This window comes from Parabacteroides leei (genome assembly GCF_023369805.1).
Taxonomy (GTDB): Bacteria; Bacteroidota; Bacteroidia; order Bacteroidales; family Tannerellaceae; genus Parabacteroides; species Parabacteroides leei.
The window spans coordinates 113,937-135,423 of the sequence record NZ_JAMBQG010000011.1; the positions used below are offsets into that span (position 1 = coordinate 113,937).

Genomic DNA, 21,487 nt, shown 5'->3' on the forward strand with positions numbered 1-21,487 from the left:
CAGATTATTAACCTTATTATCAATGCAAAAATATGGAAAATGTTTCGTATTACAGGTCTTTCCTTAGCAAAGATCTCAAAAAAATCTTTTCAATTATGAGAATCGCAATTATCATTCTCTTTATTGCTTTGTTTCAGGCAAAAGCTATGGAATCGTACTCACAAACAACAAAAGTATCAGTGGAGGCCGAACGGATAGCTCTTACCGACTTGTTTTCAAGTATTGAAAAACAAAGTGAATTTTTATTCTTTTACGTAGACTCAGATGTAAAGGATATCTATGTCAATGTAAATGCCCAAAACAAACAGATCAATGAAATCTTGTCGAAGGCATTATCCGGAATGAACCTGACATACACGATCAATGACAGGAGCATCAGCATCATGAAGAAAAGCTCTGTTACCCAACAGACCAAACAAATCTCCGGTAAAGTGACCGACACGAACGGGGAACCCATTATAGGTGTCAATATCATGGTACAGGGAACAAACAATGGAACTATTACAGACCTTGATGGCATGTTCAGACTGGACGTACCTGCCGGAGCCATCCTGCAAGTTTCATATATAGGTTATTTGCAACAGATAATTGCAGTAGGAGATAAACAAAACTTCGCAATTGTTTTAAAAGAAGACACGCAAAACCTGGATGAAGTTGTGGTTGTCGGTTATGGTATCCAAAAAAAGAGCATAGTTACAGCCGCTATCAGCAGGGTTACTTCCAAAGATTTATCGAATGCAACCCCGACACGTGTAGAAGATGTATTGAAAGGAAAAATTTCCGGCGTACAGATCACCCAAAACTCAGGCCAGCCGGGAACATCCTCCGTAGTACGTATCCGTGGTATCGGTACGATCAATAACAGTGACCCTCTTTATATCGTAGACGGTATGCCAGTCAGCAGTGGTATCGATTATCTGAATCCTAAAGATATAGAGTCTATCGAAGTATTGAAAGATGCTGCCTCCGCTGCCATTTACGGAGCCCGGGCTGCCAATGGTGTCATTCTAGTCACTACCAAAGAAGGGAAAATAGGAAAGACTAGAGTAAACTACTCCTTCTCCTATGGTATCCAGAATCCGTGGCGAAAAAGAAAATTACTGAATGGGCAACAGTATGAAGAGATAATGAATGAAGCTTATATAAATGCCGGTATGGATCCTATATATGACAACCCTGCCAAAGTCGGAAAGGGAACAGACTGGCAAAGCCTCATCTTCAATGATAATGCTCCGGTTATAAACCATAATGCCAATATCAGCGGAGGAAATGAAAAAGGTTCTTATTTCCTATCATTCGGTTATCTGGATCAGGAAGGAATCGTTGCTAAAGACAAGTCTGACTACAAACGTTATAACTTCAGAGTAAATTCAGCTTATAACATTTTTGAAAGCAACGACCGTTCATTCTTAAAGAAAATGCGTGTCGGCGTCAATATTGGCTATACTAAAATAGATCAAAAAGGTATTGATGAAAACAGTGGTTGGAGCGGTCCTCTCTTTGCAGCAACGTTATCCCCGAGTAACCAGCCTTTGTACGAGACCGACGAATCGGTTATCAAGAACCTGACAGACCGGTATGGCGATCAACTGGTCAAAGATGATAACGGGAAATTATATAAGATCATTTCAGGTAGTGAATTGACAAACCCCGTTGCCCTGATGAAAACTATCAATCAGAGAAATGCCACTCACAAGCTGGTAGGATCTATCTGGGGAGAATTGGATATCATAGACAATTTAGTTTTCAGAAGCAGCTACTCCACCGATATGGCTTTCAAAGAATCTACCAACTGGAGCCCGGCATATTACCTATCAGAAACAAAAATGGATGATGTATCCAGAATTCAATCAAGTATGAGCCGGAACACCGTCTGGAGTGTTGAAAATACATTACGTTACAACAAGCAAATCGATGTTCATAATTTCACCGTTATGGTTGGATCGACCATCCAGAAAACAACATATACAGATATCAGAGGAAAAAATACGAACCTGATTTCTTATGCTCTGGGTAAAGACTATCTCGACTCTGCACTGGGAGCCAAAGCCGATCAGGAAGCTTTCGGTTCTGCAAACGAACACGCTTTAGCCTCATTCTTCGGTCGTATCAACTACAATTACGCTGAACGCTATTTGGCAGAAGTCGTTTTAAGACGTGACGGTTCTTCCAATTTCTCATCGAACCATCAATGGGCTTACTTCCCTTCCGTGTCACTAGGTTGGAATATCCATAATGAAGCATTTTTTACAGAAAACAACACACTGAATGCTTTAAAAATAAGAGCCAGTTGGGGTAGAAACGGTAATGAGGCAATCAATGGTTTCCAATACACCTCACTGATTAAACCGGGAGCCAATTATATTTTCGGAGATAACGTTGCTGCATCCGGTATGGCCGCATCCAAGTTGGCGAACTCAGAAGTCCGCTGGGAAGAGTCTGAACAGTTTAATGTTGGTGTCGATGCCCGCTTATTCAATAATAGCCTGTCCGCCACTATCGACCTGTTCCACAAATCGACCAATGGAATGTTAATGGCGTTGCCTATCCCTCAGTTCATCGGAAACGATGCCCCCGATGGAAATGTCGGAACAATGACTAATAAAGGTATAGAGATGGAAGTTTCGTACCAAGGAAATATTTCCGATTTTAATTATCAGATAGGAGCTAATACTTCTTATATGAAAAACGAAATCAAAGATATCGGAGTCACTGCCGGATATACGGATTATGCCAGTTATGGAACTGCTGGAGTTATCCAAAGACATACGACAGGATATCCTATCGCCCACTTCTTCGGAACTCCGGCCATCGGAATCTTCCAGAACCAGGAACAGATCAATAATTACAAGAACAGCAAAGGAGAATTAATACAGCCCAACGCTGTACCCGGTGATGTTATCTTCCAGGATGTCAACAACGATGGTAAAATCAATGACGACGACCGTACTTATTTAGGTAAACCTACTCCGGACTGGACAGTCGGTTTCAATATGGCTTTGTCTTATAAAAATTTTGACTTCTCCATGTTCTGGCAAGGAGTATTCGGCAATCAGATATTTGATGCTTCAAGAAGACCCGACCTGGCCCATGTGAACTACTCTACTTATATTCTGGACAGATGGCATGGCGAAGGTACTTCCAACTACTATCCACGTGTCGTATATGCCAATCAAGAGAACAATAACAACACCAGAGCATCCAATCTGTATCTATACAACGGTAATTATTTCAGACTTAAAAATCTGCAGTTGGGATATACTCTACCTAATAATCTGACACAGAAATTTCTCACGCAGGAACTCCGGGTTTATTTTATGTGCGAAAACCTGCTCACTTTGACAAAATATCACGGAGGCGATCCCGAAATCGGAGCCGGAATGGGTGTAGATCAGGGTATATATCCACAGGCCAGAACATTTTCTTTTGGTGCAAGTATCTCATTTTAAAATTATAAGGTATGAAAAAATATGCTATTATATTAGGAATTGGATTATGTCTAAGCTTAGGATCATGCAACGATTTTTTAGATGTAAATCCAAAGACTGAAATATCCGAAGAGGAATATTTCAAGAATGAGAATGAAATATTCAAGGCTTTGACAGGTGTATACGATATCCTTCAAGCCGGACATAATGATCCTCATTATTATTTTTCATTCTGCGCAGATATTATGTCTGACGACCTGAATGCAGGTGGCGGCGACGCAACGGACCTCATGATATTGCAGGTATTAGATAATTTCACAATGTCTCCGATCACTGCTCCGCATGGATTATGGAATCAATATTACAAAGGGATCAACCGTGCCAATACGCTTATAGCAAAGACCCCTGGTGCAAGCGGTAACCCGGAGAATCTGTCCCGCATGAATACAGAAGCGAAATTACTGCGTTCTATTTATTATTATTGGTTATGGTTATATTACGGCAATCTGGTTATACTGACTGAAAATATCACGAACCCGGATGAGTATTATACCCAACATCAAGGAACAGCTGACGATGTTTATAATTTCCTTATAAAAGAATTAGATGAGATAATAGGGAAATTACCTATGACAGTAACGGGAGACGAAACCGGCCGGTTAACGGACGCAGTAGCTCGTACACTGAAAGCAAAAATTGTTTTGCAGCAGAACGATGAGACCCGCTTGGGAGAAATTATCAAGGAACTGGAAGTGATCATCAATAGCAGCAACTACAGTTTGGTCAGTGATTTTGAAAAGATGTGGTTACGGGAAGGTGAACATTGTGAGGAATCCATATTCGAAGTGGAATTCTCTGTAGACGACAACAACCGTATGCCTCAGATTTCTTTCCCTCGTGGTTTCACGGACCCGACCAATACTTTCCTGGAAGGATGGGGATTTGGTACGATGCAGAAAGCAACTGTTGATATGTATGAAGATATAGATATCCGTAAATATGCTACAGTTTTTGCCATCGACGATTCTATTAAAGCCTATGAAGGGCAAGAAAAAAACTGGAGTTATACGCCTGCTTATCAAAATACAGGTTATTTCTTAAAGAAATATGCCCCAAGAGTCGGCTATTACGGCCCCAGCCGCTTTGATTTTGAAAATAATGTTCGTGTATTCCGTTATGCCGATGTTTTGCTTATGGCTTCAGAAGCATTGTTACGCAGTGGTGGTTCTACCGCAAAAGCTCAGGAATACTTCTCTATGGTTTACAAACGGGCAAGACCGAGTATTTCCGATGTTCCAACCGTTAATCTGGATATCCTGTATCTGGAACGTCATAAAGAGTTCGTTGGTGAAGGACACCGTTACTGGGATCTGATAAGAACCAATCAGGCGACCACCTATCTGTCAGATAAAGGATGGAAACAACACAATCGCTATCTACCCATCCCCGACTCTGAAATCAGCAAAGCACAGGGTTCTTTAACACAGAACGAAGGATACAATTAATCATATTTCTGAAATCTATGCAGTTCTTTCTCCAAAGAGAGAAAGCTGCATAAATTTCGAAGAATCAATATATAACACTCATGAAAACAAGTCGTATTTTCACAATTGTCTTAGGGATTGTTTTATCTCCTCTAATTAGTAATTCTCAATCTTATTCATATAAATTTCAGAATCCGGACTTATCGATAGATGAGAGAGTCGACGATTTGGTCGGCAAACTGACCATTGAAGAAAAAATAAGTCAGATGATGAATAATGCACCAGCCATACCAAGACTTAATATTCCTGCGTATAATTGGTGGAATGAATGTTTACATGGAATAGCCAGAAGTCCTTACCATACGACATCATATCCCCAGGCAATTGGTATAGCTGCTACCTGGAATCCGGAAGCAGTCGAAAAGATGACTGAGCAAATATCAGATGAAGGTAGGGCTATCTATCACGATGCCACACGCAAGGGTAAAACCGGCGGTTTTCTAGGATTAACTTTTTGGAGTCCGAATATCAATATATTCAGAGATCCTCGTTGGGGAAGAGGACAGGAAACCTATGGGGAGGATCCTTTCCTGACAGGAGCGATCGGAACAGCATTTGTATCCGGGTTACAAGGGAATGACCCGCATTATTTAAAATCCTCCGCTTGTGCCAAGCATTATGCCGTACACAGTGGGCCTGAATGGAACCGTCATACCTATAACGCGCAAATCAGCAACCATGATCTATCGGATACTTATCTTCCTGCTTTTGAGCAATTAGTCAAGGAGGCGAAGGTCACAGGTGTCATGTGTGCCTACAACGCATTCTTCGGACAGCCTTGCTGCGGTAATGATTTACTGATGACCGACATACTTCGAAACCAATGGAAGTTCGACGGATATGTTACTTCAGACTGCGGAGGTATCGAAGACTTTCACAAACATCATAAAACGCATCCCAATGCAGCCAGTGCCGCCGCAGATGCCGTATTACACGGAACGGACTGTGAGTGTTCCAATGACGGCACTTATCAGGCACTAGCCGATGCCCTCGGAGAAGGACTTATCACAGAAAAACAACTCGATATCTCCCTAAGACGTCTTTTCAAACTACGATTCCAGATGGGAATGTTCGATCCTGATTCACGAGTTCCTTATGCCCGAATTCCAGTCTCTGTACTAGAATGTCAGGAACACCAGCAACACGCACTCGAAATGGCACGTCAATCGATTGTCCTTTTAAAAAACGAGAACAACCTTCTCCCATTAAAGAAAACGCTTAAAAAGATTGCCGTTGTCGGTCCCAATGCCAATGAAGAAACAGTGCTTCTGGCTAATTACTACGGGTATCCGAGTAAAATAACCACTTTATTGGAAGGTATCAGGGGAAAAGTAGGAAAAGATACTGAAATCATCTATAAACAGGGGATCGGGCTAACCGATAATCTGGTCTTTACTTCTACTTATGATAACCGTCTTTTCTCTTATAACGGAACTTCCGGATTCTTTGCTGAATATTACCAGAACATGAACCGGGAAGGAAAACCGGGCTTGTCACGTATGGAAGAAAGAATTAATTATCTGTGGGGAGACGGAGAAGATATCGCCAACGGGATTATTACCCGCCGGTTATCAGCTACCTGGAAATCGACTTTCATTCCTGAGAAAACAGGAGATGTATATTTTAAGCTACATGCTGACGATGGGGCAAACCTGTACATCAATGGTGTCAAGCAGGAAAAAATAGGCAATACGGCCAACTATTACCCGTTGAAGGCACAAAAAGGGAAAAAATACGATATCCTTATTGAATACTGGCAATATGCAGATAATGCGGAGTTGATTTTCGATATGGGTGTACTGGAGAGAACCGATTGTCAAACAATAGCATCTTCCGTTAAAGATGCAGATATCATTATTTATGCAGGAGGTCTCTCTGCCAAACTGGAAGGGGAAGAAATGGGTGTAGAGATCGAAGGATTCAAAAGAGGAGACCGGACATCCATCGCACTACCGGCCATTCAGTCTGAAATGATCAAAGCACTACATGCAACAGGAAAACCGGTCGTATTCGTATTAATGACAGGTAGTGCTATCGGTTTGGAATGGGAAGCCAAGCATCTGCCGGCTATTGTAAACACATGGTATGGAGGACAGGCAGCCGGAGAAGCGATTGCCGATGTCTTATTCGGCGATTATAATCCGGCAGGCCGCCTGCCTATCACATTCTATAAGAAAGTTGAAGATTTGCCTGATTTTGAAGATTATAATATGAACAATCGTACCTATCGCTATTTTACAGGAGATGTTGTTTATCCTTTTGGTTATGGATTAAGTTATACGACTTTCCAATACGATCAAATGGAAATACAGGCACTCCCGGAGGGGAAAGGTCTTAAAGTTTCTGCAAGGGTCACAAACTCAGGAGAACAGGACGGAGATGAAGTTGTACAACTTTACCTTTCACATACCAATAAGACAAAACATGTGCCGTTAAAATCGCTAAAAGGGTTTAAACGCATCCACCTGGCATCCAAAGAATCTCAAAAAGTAGAATTTTTGCTGACTCCCAAAGATCTGTCCATTGTTACAGAAACCGGTGAATTGAGCTATTCGGCAGGAAATATCGATATAGCTATCGGAGGCAGTCAACCCGATTCAAAAGCTCCTGAAAGAACATTGACAAAATCATTCTTTATACAGTAAATTATTATATAACTCTTATATACATTCCACAGAAACAATTTACAGAAACAAAAAAGGACTATCGGGAAAAGATAGTCCTTTTTTGTTTCTGTAAATTTTTCTTATTCTTGGTTTGCCAGGTGATTCTTCAAAGGATTCGTATACATCTCAAGTATCTTCGTCCGCAGGAATGCTTCGTCTTTGTTCGGCAAGACAATCTTATCCAATTGTCCCTGCAGATACTCTTCAAAATGTTTTTTGTCTCTCAACCCGTAGTTACCGCTGAAACGTTTTGTACCGGTCAGCATATCATAAGCTACATAGTTGCAAGGATAGAAACGATAATGTCTGTAGATTTCCTTATCGATGATAGAAGCGATGGCAGCTACCAATTCGTTCTTTTCCATATTCTTATCGAGAGCGGCCAACTGATCGTTGATCGGTTCCGTCAAGGTGAAGTGAACACGTCCTTTATTATTCAGGATACCCGTCTCCATGCTCAGTAAATCGTCACGCTGGCTCTTCATATAATCAGGATCATCGCGTTTCATCTGGAACTCTTTTGCTTTCAGGAAGTCGCACGGATCGTACTCGTAAGAGATAGCAACCGGGAAAATATTCAAATCCATGATGTTGGAAACAATATCCTTATCCCCGCTCATATTCAACATTTTCAAGACACTACCCTGTGTGCGGTCATTTGAATCTTTGGCACGACCTTCACGCTGTGCAATCCAGATAGATTCCTTCGTTTCATTTATCGTATGACGGATATATGCCGAAAGTTTTTTACTTACATCCAACATCTGGCGTACGGAGACACCACGTTTTACGATAAAACTGTTATTCATGCGAACCAGAGTTTCGATCCAGGGACGGATCATCAGGTTGTCACCTATCGCAACTTGCGTCATACCATAACCCACATCATACAACATTACATTCAGGAACGAGGCATCCAGAACAATGTCACGGTGATTGGAAATAAACGTACAAGGCTTTTTATCTTTCGGAAGACGGCTTCGTCCGGAGATTGTCAGTGAGAAAGTCGTCTTATTGGCAACCATCATCACAGCTTCATAAGCCAGCTTCGATTTAAAGTCTTCTTTTGTCTTGAACGAACGCATCGTTTCAGAAAACTCTTCCCAGTTCACATCCGGTTTGATGTACCGGAAGGCCCGCTCGAAATCTTCGTTGGTTACCAGTGCTTCAATAGCATCCTTCACCTCGTCGTTGTTCAGCGGACGAATGTCGTCAAAATTATAGGAAACTTCTGTATCCATATCTTTTTATTATTATTTACCTACCTTTTGCAGTTCATTTTCAATGATGTCAGTCATAACATCCTTGATATCCAATCCGGCAGCCCGAACTTGCTGCGGGATAAAGCTGGTAGCCGTCATACCCGGTGTCGTATTTACTTCGAGCATTTTCGGTTTCCCGTTCGCTTCGATAATAAAATCGACCCGGATGAGTCCTTTGGCGCCCAGTATGTCGTAAATCTTCGATGCTTCGCGTTGTACTTTCTCCGTCAGTTCGGGAGAGATACGAGCCGGAGTTATCTCGTCGGACTCGCCATTATACTTCGCGTTGAAATCAAAGAACTCGTTCTTTGTAACCACTTCGGTAAGCGGAAAGACAACTTCCTTCCGGGCCGCCTCCAGGCCGCCACCTACCTTATAACAACCGCAAGTCACTTCTGTTCCTGAAATAAAACTTTCCAGTATGACCTCGTTGCCTTCGGCAAAAGCCTTTGCAATAGCAGGTTGCAATTGCGAAACTTCCTTCACTTTTGTAACACCGAAACTGCTTCCCCCATCATTCGGTTTCACAAATACCGGCAATCCCAAACGGTCTACAACTTCCTCGTCTGTCACAGTCTGTCCTCTGAACAAACGGATAGAGTCAGAGACATTGATACCGAAACTACGCAAATAATTATTACAAACAAATTTATTGAAAGTAAGAGAGCTGACCAACTGATTGCACGAAGAATAAGGCATTCCGATCATATCGAAGTAGCCTTGTAATCTTCCATCCTCTCCCGGAGTACCGTGAATAGTGATATAAGCAAAGTCGAAATACTTCACTTCACCATGTTCCCGGAAACTAAAATCATTTTTATCAATTGGTGTATATTCCCCGCCAGGAAGTTTAACCGCCCATTCGCCTTTCTTAACGATTGCAATATATAAATTATATTTGTCTTTATCAATAAAAGAGTAGATTCCTTCTGCACTTTTTAATGAAACAACAATCTCGGAAGAATCTCCCCCGGCTACAATAGCAATGTTCTTTTTCATTTTTATATTTCTTTAGTATTTGCATATATCCGCCACTTCTCTATCAGTTGTGCCATATCAGCGGGAATTTCGGAATCAAAAAACATTTCCTCACCGGTAGTAGGATGCACGAATCCCAGCGTTTTGGCATGCAGTGCCTGCCGGGGACAGATGGCAAAGCAGTTCTGTACGAATTGTTTATATTTAGTAAAAGTTGTTCCTTTCAGAATTTCATTTCCGCCATACCGCTCATCGTTGAAAAGGGTATGACCGATATATTTCATATGTACACGTATCTGGTGCGTACGTCCTGTTTCGAGGCGGCACTTCACCAGCGACACATACCCCAAACGTTCCAGTACGGAATAATGGGTAACGGCCGTTTTCCCCTGATCTCCTTCGGGAAAGACCGTCATCTGCATCCGGTCGCGCGGATCGCGTCCGATATTTCCTTCTATGCGACCTTCGTCCTCCTGCACAATTCCCCAAACCAGCGCACGATATTCGCGTTTGGTAGTCTTATTGAAGAATTGCAAGCTGAGGTTGGCCTTCGCTTCCGGTTTCTTGGCAACAACCAGCAGCCCGGAAGTATCTTTATCTATACGGTGAACCAATCCCAACCTTGGATCGGAAGGGTCGTAGGTCGGATCGTCTTTCAGATACCAGGCCAATGCATTTACCAGCGTACCGGTGTAGTTACCGTGTCCGGGATGCACAACCAGGCCTGCCGGTTTATCCACTACCAGCAAGTCTTCATCTTCATATATTATTTTAAGAGGGATATTTTCCTGAACGATTTCCAGTTCACGACGGGGACGGGTCATTACAATCGTCACCACATCTTCCGGCTTCACGCGGTAATTACTTTTTACCGGCTTACCGTTTGCCAGTATACATCCGGCTTCGGCAGCGAGTTGTATCCGGTTGCGGGTCGATCCGAACATACGGTCTACCAGGAACTTGTCTACCCGCAACAAAGATTGTCCGCGATCGGCAACGAAGCGGAAATGTTCATACAGTCGGGGAGTACCACCCTCCTCTTCCTGTCCTAACAGGCCGTCAGCCTGTTCATCATCCATTTCGTCGAAAAATTCATTCATCATTAAAACCAGTTTTCTTCTTCACTATCCAGCGACTCGACAGGCATAGTCGACAAAGAATCTTCGGGAAGGACTTCGGCCTCACCACTGCTCACTTTCAGAATCAAAGGAGCGGTGAGCGGGACATGCTCGCCTTTTTCCAACGTTCTTCCACGTAAATCGACAGAAACAGCCAGGTCTTTAAAGTCACCCGGAACATATTCGATCTCCACATTCTCAAATCCACGGGCTCGCAATAAGGCATAGGCCTGGCGGAACGACAAATCTTCCACTTCGGGAATAGTAGCCATCTGCGATGTCAATGCATTTACCGTGATAAATACGATCCGACCTTCTTTTACCTTCGATCCGGCTGAAGGTACCAACTCCACAATTGCTCCAGGACTAACTTCCTTGGAGAATACAGAGTCGATCACATTATAACGTAAGTTGTTATTTTTGAAGAATTCAGCGGCTTCTTCCACCTTCAGGCCTTTCACATCCGGCACAACAACAGCCTCATTATGCCTCGTATACTTATCGAGCCATTTCAGAGTGCCATAGATCAGGCCACATGCCACGACCACAGCCAGCAGCAAGTTTAAGACGTACGGATTCTTTATCAGTTTAACAAAAAAGTTATTCATTTCTATTTTGTGTTTGTAGGCGGGATCAAAAGTAGAAAACAAAGCCGTTAAAACAAAGAAAGTAAAGGCTTTTTAGTAAAAACCTCTACTTTCTTTATGAATAATTTCTTTAAAACGGGCTGATTATCCGTTGTATTCGTCAGAAACAGATAACTTAGCTCTTCCTTTAGCACGACGAGAAGCTAATACTCTACGACCATTAGCAGTTGCCATTCTTGAACGGAAACCATGCTTGTTTTTTCTTTTTCTGTTGGAAGGTTGGAATGTTCTTTTCATCTTTCTATATATTTATTTATTATTATCTTATACCAATTCGGGCTGCAAAGATAGAGGCTTTTTTTTAATAAACAAAGAGTTAGCTGTTTTTTTCAACACGAATGTACGATTTCTCCCAAAGGAGAACAAATCACCCACTGCATAGAAATCAACTAACAAACTGATATGTAGCTGTTAAAAAATACCCCCTTTGTACATATTATCGAAATTATGCTGTCCTTCAAACTTCTTTGCCTCCTCTCCTTCCGGATTCAATTCGATCGATTTTTTCAGATCATCGAAAGCACCTTCCTTATCGCCTTTCAGGTTCTTTGCCCGACCGCGTTCGGCGTAAGCCTTGGCAAAATCGGGTTTGATATCAATGGCATCATCAAAGAAAGCGATCGCTTCATCCAATTGCTCTTTCGTAATCAGAAGGGTTCCTTTCAGGATACAGGCATCTTCGTTGAACGGGTTCAGGTCGAGCGCCTGCTGGTAATCAGCAGCGGCGGCTTCCAGGTCGCCCAGGGATTCATGGATCTTTCCTCTTACCAGATAGGCTGTTTCCTCTTCGGGAGCCAACGAGATTGCTTTTTCGATATCAGGCAATGCTTCTTTTCCCTGTTTCATAGCCAACAGGATCTCTGCACGGAGCAGGTAAGCATCTGTAAAATCATCTTTCAGGACGATCGCTTTCGTCAGGTCGGCAATAGCACCCAGCGGATCGCCGGTCGTTCTTTTAGCTTTCGCCATCAGGAACCAGGGAAGATGGTTGGAAGCATCGAGCTCGATCACGCGCATACAATCGGCAATCACTTCCTGATCCTTGTCCAGCATAAAAAGCACGCTCACCCTTGTCAGCAAGGTATTTACATGCTCCGGCTCCAACTCCGCCATGCGGTTCAATACATCCAATGCCTTTCCGGTTTCATTGGTCATGGAGTATGCCGATACCAGATAGTTCATTGTTTCAAAATCTTCTTCGATATTCAACGCCTCGGTAAAGCATTTAATGGCATAAGCCACCTGCCCCATTTTCTGGGCACGAACGCCATCATATTTTAATATGTCAAAGTTTTTCTGATCGTTTTTCACTTTCTCTTCCACTGTATCCTCATTTTTTTTAGAAGAAGAGAACAAGGATGTAAAGAAATTTCCCATGATAATGTATTTTATTCTGAGGGGCAAAGGTAAAAAATAAAACAAAGATATTCAGCATTAACCGGAGAATTCCGTGATTAACAAAATGACAGCAACATTCCGTAGACCACTATAATATCAAATTGTCAATTCAGCCAGCTCTTAGAGAAGCTGTACGGATACAAATCAAGGCTTGTTGTTTTTTACGCAACTGTCAGCGATTTAGCAAATAACATTTCAACTGATTCAGACTCACAAAAGCAACATTGTGAAGCATCCAGAGAATAACATAGAGCAGCTAGCTGCAAATTACCCAAACATACCATCAATACGATCTTTCATCCATGACACATATTCACCTTGCTACAGAAAATAAAAATGTTATTCAACATGCATTTCCCGCACAAAAAAGCCTCAAAAAAGACGACGAGCAACAGCTATTAACATATTTTTCATCTAAGACAAAATTTCATTTCGCTTCAAATGAAAAAAATTTCGTTTAAAACGAGTTGAAAATTCGTTTAAAACGAATCGTGAAAGATGTATATCCTGAGATAATTGTTAAATATTGTATCTTGGAATCTTCTACAACATCGATTTGACAGAATACATACGCCACAAGAAACCGATATATAGAATCTTTTTACTCAAAAAACACCCTATATCACTTCATTTTGTTAAACCCACTACTTCCAACAATCAAACCTCTAAAGCATAAATATTATCTTTGTAAGCGTTTCAGAAACTTCATCTCATAAAATAACTATTTATCACAAAAGCCCGCATTAATCCTACGAAACAAAACATTCAAAAGAGCATATCTTCTATTCTTTCACTTTTTTTATAGTCCTACAGCACATAGATTTGCGAGATTTTGTTATTTTTGCATGCAATTTATAACTTGGCGGAGATTGTTTTGATCGCTTCCTACAACACTTATTGTCATAAATATTAAATATGGAAAACATAGAAACTGGACTTTTGTTAATGGTAGTCGGAATGACCACGGTTTTTGCAATTCTTTTGATCGTTATCAACCTCGGAAAAGGATTAATCGCACTGGTAAACAAATACGCACCTGAAGAAGTCGTCGTAAAAAAACAAACTGCAGCAGTACGAACCACCGCAACACAAGCCGGAAATATCTCCGGTAAAACAACGGCCGCTATTGTAGCCGCTGTGAGCATGGTAACCGGTGGACAAGGAAAGGTTACCAAAATTAAAAAAATATAATACTAGCTATAAATATCATGAAAAGAGAAATCAAATTCAGTTTGGTCTTTAGAGACATGTGGCAATCTGCCGGAAAATATGTCCCGAGAGTAGACCAACTAACCAGAGTTGCCCCCGCTATTGTTGAGATGGGCTGTTTTGCCCGCGTTGAAACCAACGGAGGAGGATTCGAGCAAGTTAATTTACTATTCGGAGAAAATCCAAATAAAGCCGTACGCGAATGGACGAAGCCATTCCATGAAGCAGGTATCCAGACACACATGCTGGATCGTGCCCTCAACGGGCTTCGCATGAGCCCGGTTCCCGCAGATGTACGCCAGTTGTTCTACAAGGTGAAGAAAGCACAGGGTACCGACATTACCCGTACATTCTGCGGATTGAACGACGTACGCAACATCGCTCCTTCTATCCGGTATGCAAAAGAAGCCGGAATGATTTCCCAATGCTCGCTGTGTATCACCCACTCTCCGATCCATACGGTTGAATATTATACCAAGATGGCGTTGGAACTGATCGAACTCGGAGCTGATGAGATCTGTATCAAAGATATGGCAGGTATCGGCCGTCCTTATTCACTGGGACAGATCGTTGCCAATATCAAAGCCAAACATCCTGAAATCCCTATCCAATATCATAGCCATGCAGGCCCCGGATTCAACGTGGCTTCTATCCTGGAAGTATGTAATGCCGGCTGCGACTACATCGACGTGGGTATGGAACCGCTTTCATGGGGCACGGGACATGCCGACTTATTGACCGTACAGGCCATGTTGAAAGATGCCGGTTACAAAGTGCCGGAGATCAATATGGAGGCTTATATGAAGGTACGCAGTATGATCCAGGAATTTATGGACGATTTCTTAGGCCTGTATATCAGTCCGAAAAACCGCCTGATGAACTCCCTGTTGATCGGTCCGGGACTTCCCGGCGGTATGATGGGCAGCCTGATGTCAGACCTGGAAAAGAATCTGGAATCTATCAACAAAAACAATATCAAAAACAACAAGCCACTGATGTCGCAAGACCAGTTGCTGATCAAGCTGTTCGACGAAGTGGCTTATGTATGGCCGCGCGTCGGTTATCCCCCATTGGTAACGCCGTTCAGCCAGTATGTTAAGAACCTGGCCCTGATGAACGTGATGCAGATGGAAAAAGGCAAAGCCCGTTGGAGCATGATTGCCGACGACATCTGGGATATGCTTCTCGGAAAAGCAGGACGTTTACCGGGTGCGCTTGCTCCGGAAATCATCGAAAAAGCAAAAGCCGAAGGACGCGAATTCTTTACCGGCAATCCGCAAGACAACTACCCGGATGCACTCGACAAATATCGTAAGATGATGAACGAGAAGCAGTGGGAAACAGGCGAAGACGACGAAGAACTGTTCGAATACGCCATGCACCCGGCACAATACGAAGCATATCGTTCAGGGAAAGCCAAGGTTGAATTCCTTGCCGATGTAGCTAAAAAGAAAGCGGATCTACACGAAAAGAACAATCCGGCTACTCCGGCTACTACAGGAACACCTGTTCTGCCTACAACGCCACAGGTACTTACCGTAGATGTGGACGGACAGCCTTACCGCGTAACCGTTGCTTTTGGGGAGACCGCCAATGCTGCACCGACAGCTGCCCCGGCTCAGCCCGCCGCACAACCGGCAGCAGCTCCTGCACCCGCCGGAGCAGGAAACGAAGTACTTTCACCACTGGAAGGTAAATTCTTCCTTGTGAAAAATGCATCGGATGCACCCGTAAAAGTGGGTGACGCAGTGAAAGAAGGGGATGTACTTTGCTATGTGGAAGCGATGAAAACATACAATGCCGTACGTTCGGAATTCAGCGGAACAGTGACTTCCATCAATTATGCTTCCGGCGACGCCGTTTCCGAAGATGATGTATTAATGACAATACAGTGATGAACGAGATATTTCAAAATCTGTACGATATGACTGCGTTCAACAATATTATTGCCGAACCGCAGTTCCTGATCATGTATGCAATCGCATTTGTATTGCTTTATCTGGGTATCAAAAAACAATATGAACCTTTGCTACTAGTCCCCATCGCTTTCGGCGTATTGCTGGCCAACTTTCCGGGAGGTGACATGGGTGTGATCCAGGCTGACGAGAACGGATTGATCAACGTACACGGAGTGATGAAGAACATTTGGGAAATGCCTCTGCACGACATTGCGCATGAACTGGGTATTATGAACTTCATCTATTATATGCTGATCAAGACAGGGTTCCTTCCTCCTATTATCTTTATGGGTGTAGGAGCCTTGACCGACTTTGGTCCGATGCTCCGTAATCTTCGCCTGTCTATTTTCGGTGCAGCTGCCCAGTTGGGTATCTTCACCGTATTATTAGTGGCTATCCTGATGGGATTCACACCGAAAGAGGCCGGCTCGCTCGGTATCATCGGAGGTGCTGACGGACCTACTGCTATCTTCACGACAATCAAACTGGCTCCGCATCTGCTGGGACCGATCGCTATTGCAGCTTATTCGTACATGGCATTGGTACCGGTCATCATACCGATGGTCGTAAAGGCGCTTTGTTCTAAAAAGGAACTTTGTATCAATATGAAAGAGCAGGAGAAGAAATACCCTTCGACTGTGGAAATCAAGAATATGCGTGTGCTTAAAATCATATTCCCGATTGTTGTAACGACTGTCGTGGCATTGTTCGTTCCCAGCTCGGTGCCTCTGATCGGCATGTTGATGTTCGGTAACCTGGTAAAAGAGATCGGAACAAATACATTCCGTCTGTTCGATGCGGCATCAAACAGTATCATGAACGCAGCTACGATATTCCTCGGCCTATCGGTAGGCGCCACCATGACAGCCGAAGCTTTCCTGAACATGACAACGATCGGTATCGTGATCGGCGGATTCCTGGCCTTTGCCCTGTCTATCGCCGGAGGTATCTTCTTTGTAAAACTGTTCAACCTGTTTACTAAGAAGAAAATCAATCCGCTTATCGGTGCAACCGGATTGAGTGCCGTTCCGATGGCTTCGCGTGTAGCCAATGAGATCGCACTGAAATACGACCCGAAAAACCATGTGCTTCAGTATTGCATGGCCAGTAACATTTCAGGTGTGATCGGTTCGGCCGTTGCAGCAGGTGTATTGATCTCGTTCTTAGGATAAGATCTGATAAATAAGCAATAAAAAATCCCTGTAACTGGTTTAGACCGCGTTACAGGGATTCTTTAATCTGCAAAACCGACTACAGGTATAAGCCATTACAGCCTTTTTGCAGGTTTATTAACCTTTTCTAATAAATAAATCGTCGTCAAATGCTGTAATCCAAAAATAATTACTTTAATTTGTGACTTGATATAGGAATGTATTTATCCTTTTCTTAAATGTGATTGAATATGAATGACACTCATGAAACTAATTTGCCTGCTGAAGAAACCGGCAAATTGGAAGAAACTAAAGCACCGGAAGTAACTCCGGAAAACACTGCGGCTGAAGTTGAAGTAACCGAAACAGTGGAAGAAGCAACTGCTAATGCAGTCGGTAAATTATCAAAAGAAGAAATTCTGGAAAAATTGACCGGACTGGTAAACGCAGCCGCCGAAGCAACACGCAACGAAGTGGAAGCGTTGAAGCAGGCATTCTATAAAATCCATAGAGCCGAAGTAGAAGAATTGAAAAAGGCATTCCTTGAAAATGAAGGAGAAGAAAAGGATTTCGTAGTTCCCGAAGACGAAGATGAAAATAAACTGAAAGAGTTGCTGGCTGTTTACAAAGAAAAAAGAGCTGCAATCCTGGCAGAAGAAGAACGAGTGAAAGCTGCCAACTACGCACTGAAACTCCAATTGATCGACCAGTTAAAGGTTCTGACCGAAAGTCAGGACGACTTCAATAAACTATACAACGACTTTAAAGACATCCAACAAAGATGGAAAGAAATTAAAGCCGTACCACAGGAACATGCGAATGAACTGTGGAAAAGTTACCAGACTTACACAGAAAGATTCTACGACATAATCAAGATCAACAACCAGTTCCGCGATTATGACTTCAAGAAGAATCTGGAAATGAAAACCGCTTTATGCGAAACAGTTGAAAAACTGCAAACAGAACCGGATGTGGTATCTGCGTTCCACCAATTACAGAAACTGCATCAGCAATGGCGTGAAATTGGCCCGGTAGCAAAAGAATTGCGTGAAGAACTGTGGGCACGTTTCAAAGCAGCCTCAACAGTGATAAACAAACGCCATCAAGACCATTTCGAATCGTTGAAGTCGAAAGAGCAGGAAAACCTGATCGCAAAAACAGCCATCTGCGAAGAAATCGAAGGTATTAATTTCGAGGCATTGAAGACATTCAAAGACTGGGAAGATAAGAACAAAGAAGTGATCGCTTTGCAGGAAAAATGGAAAACAATCGGTTTCGCTCCGAAAAAATCGAATGTGAAGATATTTGAACGTTTCCGTGCCGCCTGCGATATTTATTTCAATAAGAAAAGTACCTTCTACAAGAGTATCAAAGAAGATATGGAGAAGAATCTGGAGCTGAAAAAAGCATTATGCGAAAAAGCAGAAGCATTGAAAGACAGCACAGAATGGAAGAGCACTACGGAGAAGATGATCGCACTCCAGAAGGAATGGAAAACAATCGGTTCGGTTGCCCGCAAGCATTCGGATGCCGTTTGGAAACGTTTCATATCTGCCTGCGACTATTTCTTCGAACAAAAGAACAAAAACGTTTCTTCTCAGAAAAACGTAGAACAGACAAATCTGGCAGCCAAGAAAGAGTTGATCGAAAAGATCAAAAACTTAGACGAGACACTGGGTGCGGATGATGCGATGGTTGAGTTGAAAGCGATGATGGCTGAATGGAATACGATCGGTCATGTTCCTTTCAAAGAAAAAGATAAGATCTATAAGGAATATCACGAAGCAGTAGACAGTCAGTTCGATCGTCTGAAAGTAGACCAGAGCGACCGTAAGATGCAGAGTTTCCGTAGCAATCTGAGTGACATGGTAAGTGGCGAACGTGGAAAAGGCAAACTCTACGGCGAACGCGAAAAGCTGATGAGAATGTTTGAACGTATGAAAAACGAATTACAGACTTACGAAAACAATATCGGCTTCCTAAGCATCTCGTCGAAAGGCGGAGGCGGTCTTGTCAAAGAAATGGAGCGCAAGATCGAAAAGTTGAAAGAAGAGATGGCGCTCATTGTCAAAAAAATCGACGCGATAGATGAAAATCTTGAATAAATAAAAACGAAGCCGTCTCATTCCAACAGACGGCTTCGCTGTTTCTATACCTATGATATCTCAAATACACTATTTTAATCCTGGACATGAAACTGCAGTTTTATTAGGTTCAGAAAACTATACTCCTCCAACCAATGTGCAAAGGATGATAAAGGAATTATCATGCCTTCCCATTTGGTATGCCAACAGTGATGATTTTGTTTTTGCGGAAGAGATTGTTTCCCCGCGTTTTTTCTCTTTACAACCGAAAGAGTTCAGGCCGTTCGCTACGCTTATTTCCAGAAAAGAGCTAAAAGCAAAAGGAAGTGCCCTCCCGGAGACGGTTGCAACTCCCTGGGGGCTATCTCCCCAAAGCCTGCGCCTGTTTGAAGATTTAAAGAAGAGTTACCGGTTAAACTTATCCGTTCCTTCCTGGAAGGAGGATTATTTTAAACTGACCGGGCGCCAGACTGCCGCCGAATGTCTCGAACTGATCCGCCAGCAATTACCGGAGCTGCCGATTCCCGTTGCTCCTAAATTCTGCAAAAAGATCAGGGAAGTTGAAAAATATCTGATTTTGCAAAATGCTCCCTTTGTATTGAAAACCCCTTACTCTTCTTCCGGACGCGGATTACACTGGTTGCCCGAACGCAAACTAACTCCCAAGGACCGTACATGGATAGAGGGGGCAATCAATAAGCAAGGCTCTGTCAGCATCGAATGCAGACTGGATAAAGTGCAGGATTTCGCTATGGAGTTCTATTCTGACGGAAAAGGGAATGTTACCTATGAAGGTATTTCCGTTTTTGATACGGAACGACAAGGTAGTTATTCCGGCAATATGCTGGGTAACCAGGACTATTTATGTAAACAGATCACACATTGGGTGGGGGAAGAGGTTTACAGCCAGATACAAAATGCCGTAACGGAAGCGTTGAAAAACTTTTATGGAAATATATACCGGGGATATCTCGGGGTAGATATGATCGTTTATAAGACTTCAAAAGGGGCTTATGCCATTCATCCCTGCATAGAGGTTAATATGCGTTATACTATGGGAATGGTGGCTCTTCGGTTAAGCCAGAAATATCTCGCACCTACTGCGATCGGGGATTTTCACGTCGCTTACGAGAATAAAGACGGAGAGGCTTACGAACGGCATCGTTTTATGAAAGAGACTTATCCGCTGATAATCGAGGACGGCAAGATAAAGGAAGGATATTTATCATTATGCCCGGTAACTAAAGAAACACGGTACAGGGCGTATATATTGGTTATGTAGACAGGTTTAGCCTATCTACATAACTAATTATTACAATACATATCCTAAAGACACGCCTAAAGTAAATGAACGCGTAGTCATTGTAACATCGGGAGCAACAGGAGAAGTCCAAGCCTTTGTAAAACTTGGTAAATAGCTAACGTTAGCTCCTAAACGAAAATGATCATCCAAGTCAAACCAAATACCAGCTTCACATTTTAAACCAAACACTACCGTATTTAATTCAGGCATCTTCCCATTGACATATTCAACACCTTTAGAGCTATTGTCTTTTGATCCAACTTTAAAGTCCAGTCTGGGTCCTATGCCAAAGTAATAAGTTTGTCTATGATTTGTCTGTTTTATATTAAATAAAGTATTCACAGTTAAATAGTCTACAAAATATTTATGTTTAAAGTCAGGATCTAATATTCCTCCATCTTCATCACCTATAACCACCTTATTTCGACCTCCCGTACGTAGATAGCCAATAGAACTGGATAAATTAAAATGTTCTTTATCCCAATATTCCAAGCCGACAGACATCTGAAAAGGTTTGACTGATTTATCAAATATCTGTCCACCATTTAGACCTTTTGTCCTTAACTTCGAAAAAGCCATTCCTCCTTCGACTTTTAACATCTGAGCACTTGCCGTTGCAACAAAGCCTAACAACAAAACAACCAACCATACACAACTCTTCTTTTTCATAATCTGCATTTAATTTATAATGCTAATAGAACGACAGTCAAAAGAGTTTCGTATATCAACCAGCTGTTTTTA

General features: G+C 42.5%; 15 protein-coding genes. 8 read left to right on the plus strand and 7 right to left on the minus strand.

The features are described 5' to 3' along the window. The first annotated feature begins 95 nt into the window (after positions 1-95). From M1P97_RS16075 to M1P97_RS16085, 3 genes are all read left to right on the plus strand, one after another. Positions 96-3,449, plus strand: coding sequence for a TonB-dependent receptor (locus tag M1P97_RS16075; protein ID WP_249389595.1), 3,354 nt, complete (start codon positions 96-98; stop codon positions 3,447-3,449). Between the two features lie 11 nt (positions 3,450-3,460). Beyond that, the gene (locus M1P97_RS16080; RefSeq protein WP_249389596.1) at positions 3,461-4,933 is read left to right on the plus strand and encodes a RagB/SusD family nutrient uptake outer membrane protein; all 1,473 of its coding nucleotides are present in this window, start codon (positions 3,461-3,463) and stop codon (positions 4,931-4,933) included. Between the two features lie 80 nt (positions 4,934-5,013). After that, on the plus strand, positions 5,014-7,617 hold the full coding sequence (locus tag M1P97_RS16085) for a glycoside hydrolase family 3 C-terminal domain-containing protein (protein ID WP_249389597.1): 2,604 nt from the start codon (positions 5,014-5,016) through the stop codon (positions 7,615-7,617). 101 nt (positions 7,618-7,718) lie between these two features. Here the strand turns inward: M1P97_RS16085 and M1P97_RS16090 are convergent, their stop codons facing one another. The 6 genes from M1P97_RS16090 to M1P97_RS16115 form a co-directional block, all read right to left on the minus strand. Continuing rightward, positions 7,719-8,879 (minus strand): 1-acyl-sn-glycerol-3-phosphate acyltransferase, encoded by a 1,161-nt coding sequence (locus tag M1P97_RS16090; protein WP_249389598.1) that lies wholly within the window; start codon positions 8,877-8,879, stop codon positions 7,719-7,721. A gap of 12 nt (positions 8,880-8,891) precedes the next feature. Then, a complete protein-coding gene (locus M1P97_RS16095; protein WP_249389599.1) occupies positions 8,892-9,899 on the minus strand; it encodes a D-alanine--D-alanine ligase in 1,008 nt (335 codons plus the stop codon). A gap of 2 nt (positions 9,900-9,901) precedes the next feature. Continuing rightward, complete coding sequence (locus M1P97_RS16100; RefSeq protein WP_195372408.1) at positions 9,902-10,978, minus strand: RluA family pseudouridine synthase; 1,077 nt, start codon at positions 10,976-10,978, stop codon at positions 9,902-9,904. Positions 10,979-10,980: 2 nt separating this feature from the next. Then, positions 10,981-11,604 (minus strand): PASTA domain-containing protein, encoded by a 624-nt coding sequence (locus tag M1P97_RS16105; protein WP_195372357.1) that lies wholly within the window; start codon positions 11,602-11,604, stop codon positions 10,981-10,983. A 123-nt stretch (positions 11,605-11,727) separates the two neighbouring features. Further along, positions 11,728-11,880 carry a 50S ribosomal protein L34 gene (gene rpmH, locus M1P97_RS16110; protein WP_075555701.1) on the minus strand — a complete coding sequence of 51 codons (153 nt, stop codon included), beginning with the start codon at positions 11,878-11,880 and terminating at the stop codon, positions 11,728-11,730. 174 nt (positions 11,881-12,054) lie between these two features. After that, complete coding sequence (locus M1P97_RS16115; protein WP_195372358.1) at positions 12,055-13,020, minus strand: tetratricopeptide repeat protein; 966 nt, start codon at positions 13,018-13,020, stop codon at positions 12,055-12,057. Positions 13,021-13,956: 936 nt separating this feature from the next. Here M1P97_RS16115 and M1P97_RS16120 point away from each other — a divergent pair. The 5 genes from M1P97_RS16120 to M1P97_RS16140 all read left to right on the plus strand — a co-directional run bounded on the left by M1P97_RS16120 (position 13,957) and on the right by M1P97_RS16140 (position 20,725). Beyond that, a complete protein-coding gene (locus tag M1P97_RS16120) occupies positions 13,957-14,232 on the plus strand; it encodes an OadG family protein (RefSeq protein WP_249389600.1) in 276 nt (91 codons plus the stop codon). Positions 14,233-14,249: 17 nt separating this feature from the next. Then, a complete protein-coding gene (locus tag M1P97_RS16125) occupies positions 14,250-16,145 on the plus strand; it encodes a biotin/lipoyl-containing protein (protein ID WP_195372360.1) in 1,896 nt (631 codons plus the stop codon). Next, entirely contained in the window at positions 16,145-17,380 is a 1,236-nt protein-coding gene (locus M1P97_RS16130) for a sodium ion-translocating decarboxylase subunit beta (protein ID WP_249389601.1), read from the plus strand. Before M1P97_RS16125 ends, M1P97_RS16130 begins: the two co-directional genes overlap by 1 nt. 230 nt (positions 17,381-17,610) lie before the next feature. Beyond that, complete coding sequence (locus M1P97_RS16135; RefSeq protein WP_195372362.1) at positions 17,611-19,464, plus strand: DUF349 domain-containing protein; 1,854 nt, start codon at positions 17,611-17,613, stop codon at positions 19,462-19,464. Between the two features lie 52 nt (positions 19,465-19,516). Further along, positions 19,517-20,725: a hypothetical protein gene (locus M1P97_RS16140; protein WP_249389602.1), complete on the plus strand. Its 1,209-nt coding sequence runs from the start codon at positions 19,517-19,519 to the stop codon at positions 20,723-20,725. A gap of 30 nt (positions 20,726-20,755) precedes the next feature. Here the strand turns inward: M1P97_RS16140 and M1P97_RS16145 are convergent, their stop codons facing one another. Further along, a complete protein-coding gene (locus tag M1P97_RS16145) occupies positions 20,756-21,415 on the minus strand; it encodes a porin family protein (RefSeq protein WP_195372364.1) in 660 nt (219 codons plus the stop codon). Positions 21,416-21,487: the final 72 nt, after the last annotated feature.

Coding starts and splice junctions, on each gene's coding strand:
- M1P97_RS16075 (WP_249389595.1), top strand. CDS start 96: ATGAGAATCGCAATTATCATTCTCTTTATTGCTTTGTTTCAGGCAAAA.
- M1P97_RS16080 (WP_249389596.1), top strand. CDS start 3,461: ATGAAAAAATATGCTATTATATTAGGAATTGGATTATGTCTAAGCTTA.
- M1P97_RS16085 (WP_249389597.1), top strand. CDS start 5,014: ATGAAAACAAGTCGTATTTTCACAATTGTCTTAGGGATTGTTTTATCT.
- M1P97_RS16090 (WP_249389598.1), bottom strand. CDS start 8,879: ATGGATACAGAAGTTTCCTATAATTTTGACGACATTCGTCCGCTGAAC.
- M1P97_RS16095 (WP_249389599.1), bottom strand. CDS start 9,899: ATGAAAAAGAACATTGCTATTGTAGCCGGGGGAGATTCTTCCGAGATT.
- M1P97_RS16100 (WP_195372408.1), bottom strand. CDS start 10,978: ATGAATGAATTTTTCGACGAAATGGATGATGAACAGGCTGACGGCCTG.
- M1P97_RS16105 (WP_195372357.1), bottom strand. CDS start 11,604: ATGAATAACTTTTTTGTTAAACTGATAAAGAATCCGTACGTCTTAAAC.
- rpmH (WP_075555701.1), bottom strand. CDS start 11,880: ATGAAAAGAACATTCCAACCTTCCAACAGAAAAAGAAAAAACAAGCAT.
- M1P97_RS16115 (WP_195372358.1), bottom strand. CDS start 13,020: ATGGGAAATTTCTTTACATCCTTGTTCTCTTCTTCTAAAAAAAATGAG.
- M1P97_RS16120 (WP_249389600.1), top strand. CDS start 13,957: ATGGAAAACATAGAAACTGGACTTTTGTTAATGGTAGTCGGAATGACC.
- M1P97_RS16125 (WP_195372360.1), top strand. CDS start 14,250: ATGAAAAGAGAAATCAAATTCAGTTTGGTCTTTAGAGACATGTGGCAA.
- M1P97_RS16130 (WP_249389601.1), top strand. CDS start 16,145: ATGAACGAGATATTTCAAAATCTGTACGATATGACTGCGTTCAACAAT.
- M1P97_RS16135 (WP_195372362.1), top strand. CDS start 17,611: ATGAATGACACTCATGAAACTAATTTGCCTGCTGAAGAAACCGGCAAA.
- M1P97_RS16140 (WP_249389602.1), top strand. CDS start 19,517: ATGATATCTCAAATACACTATTTTAATCCTGGACATGAAACTGCAGTT.
- M1P97_RS16145 (WP_195372364.1), bottom strand. CDS start 21,415: ATGAAAAAGAAGAGTTGTGTATGGTTGGTTGTTTTGTTGTTAGGCTTT.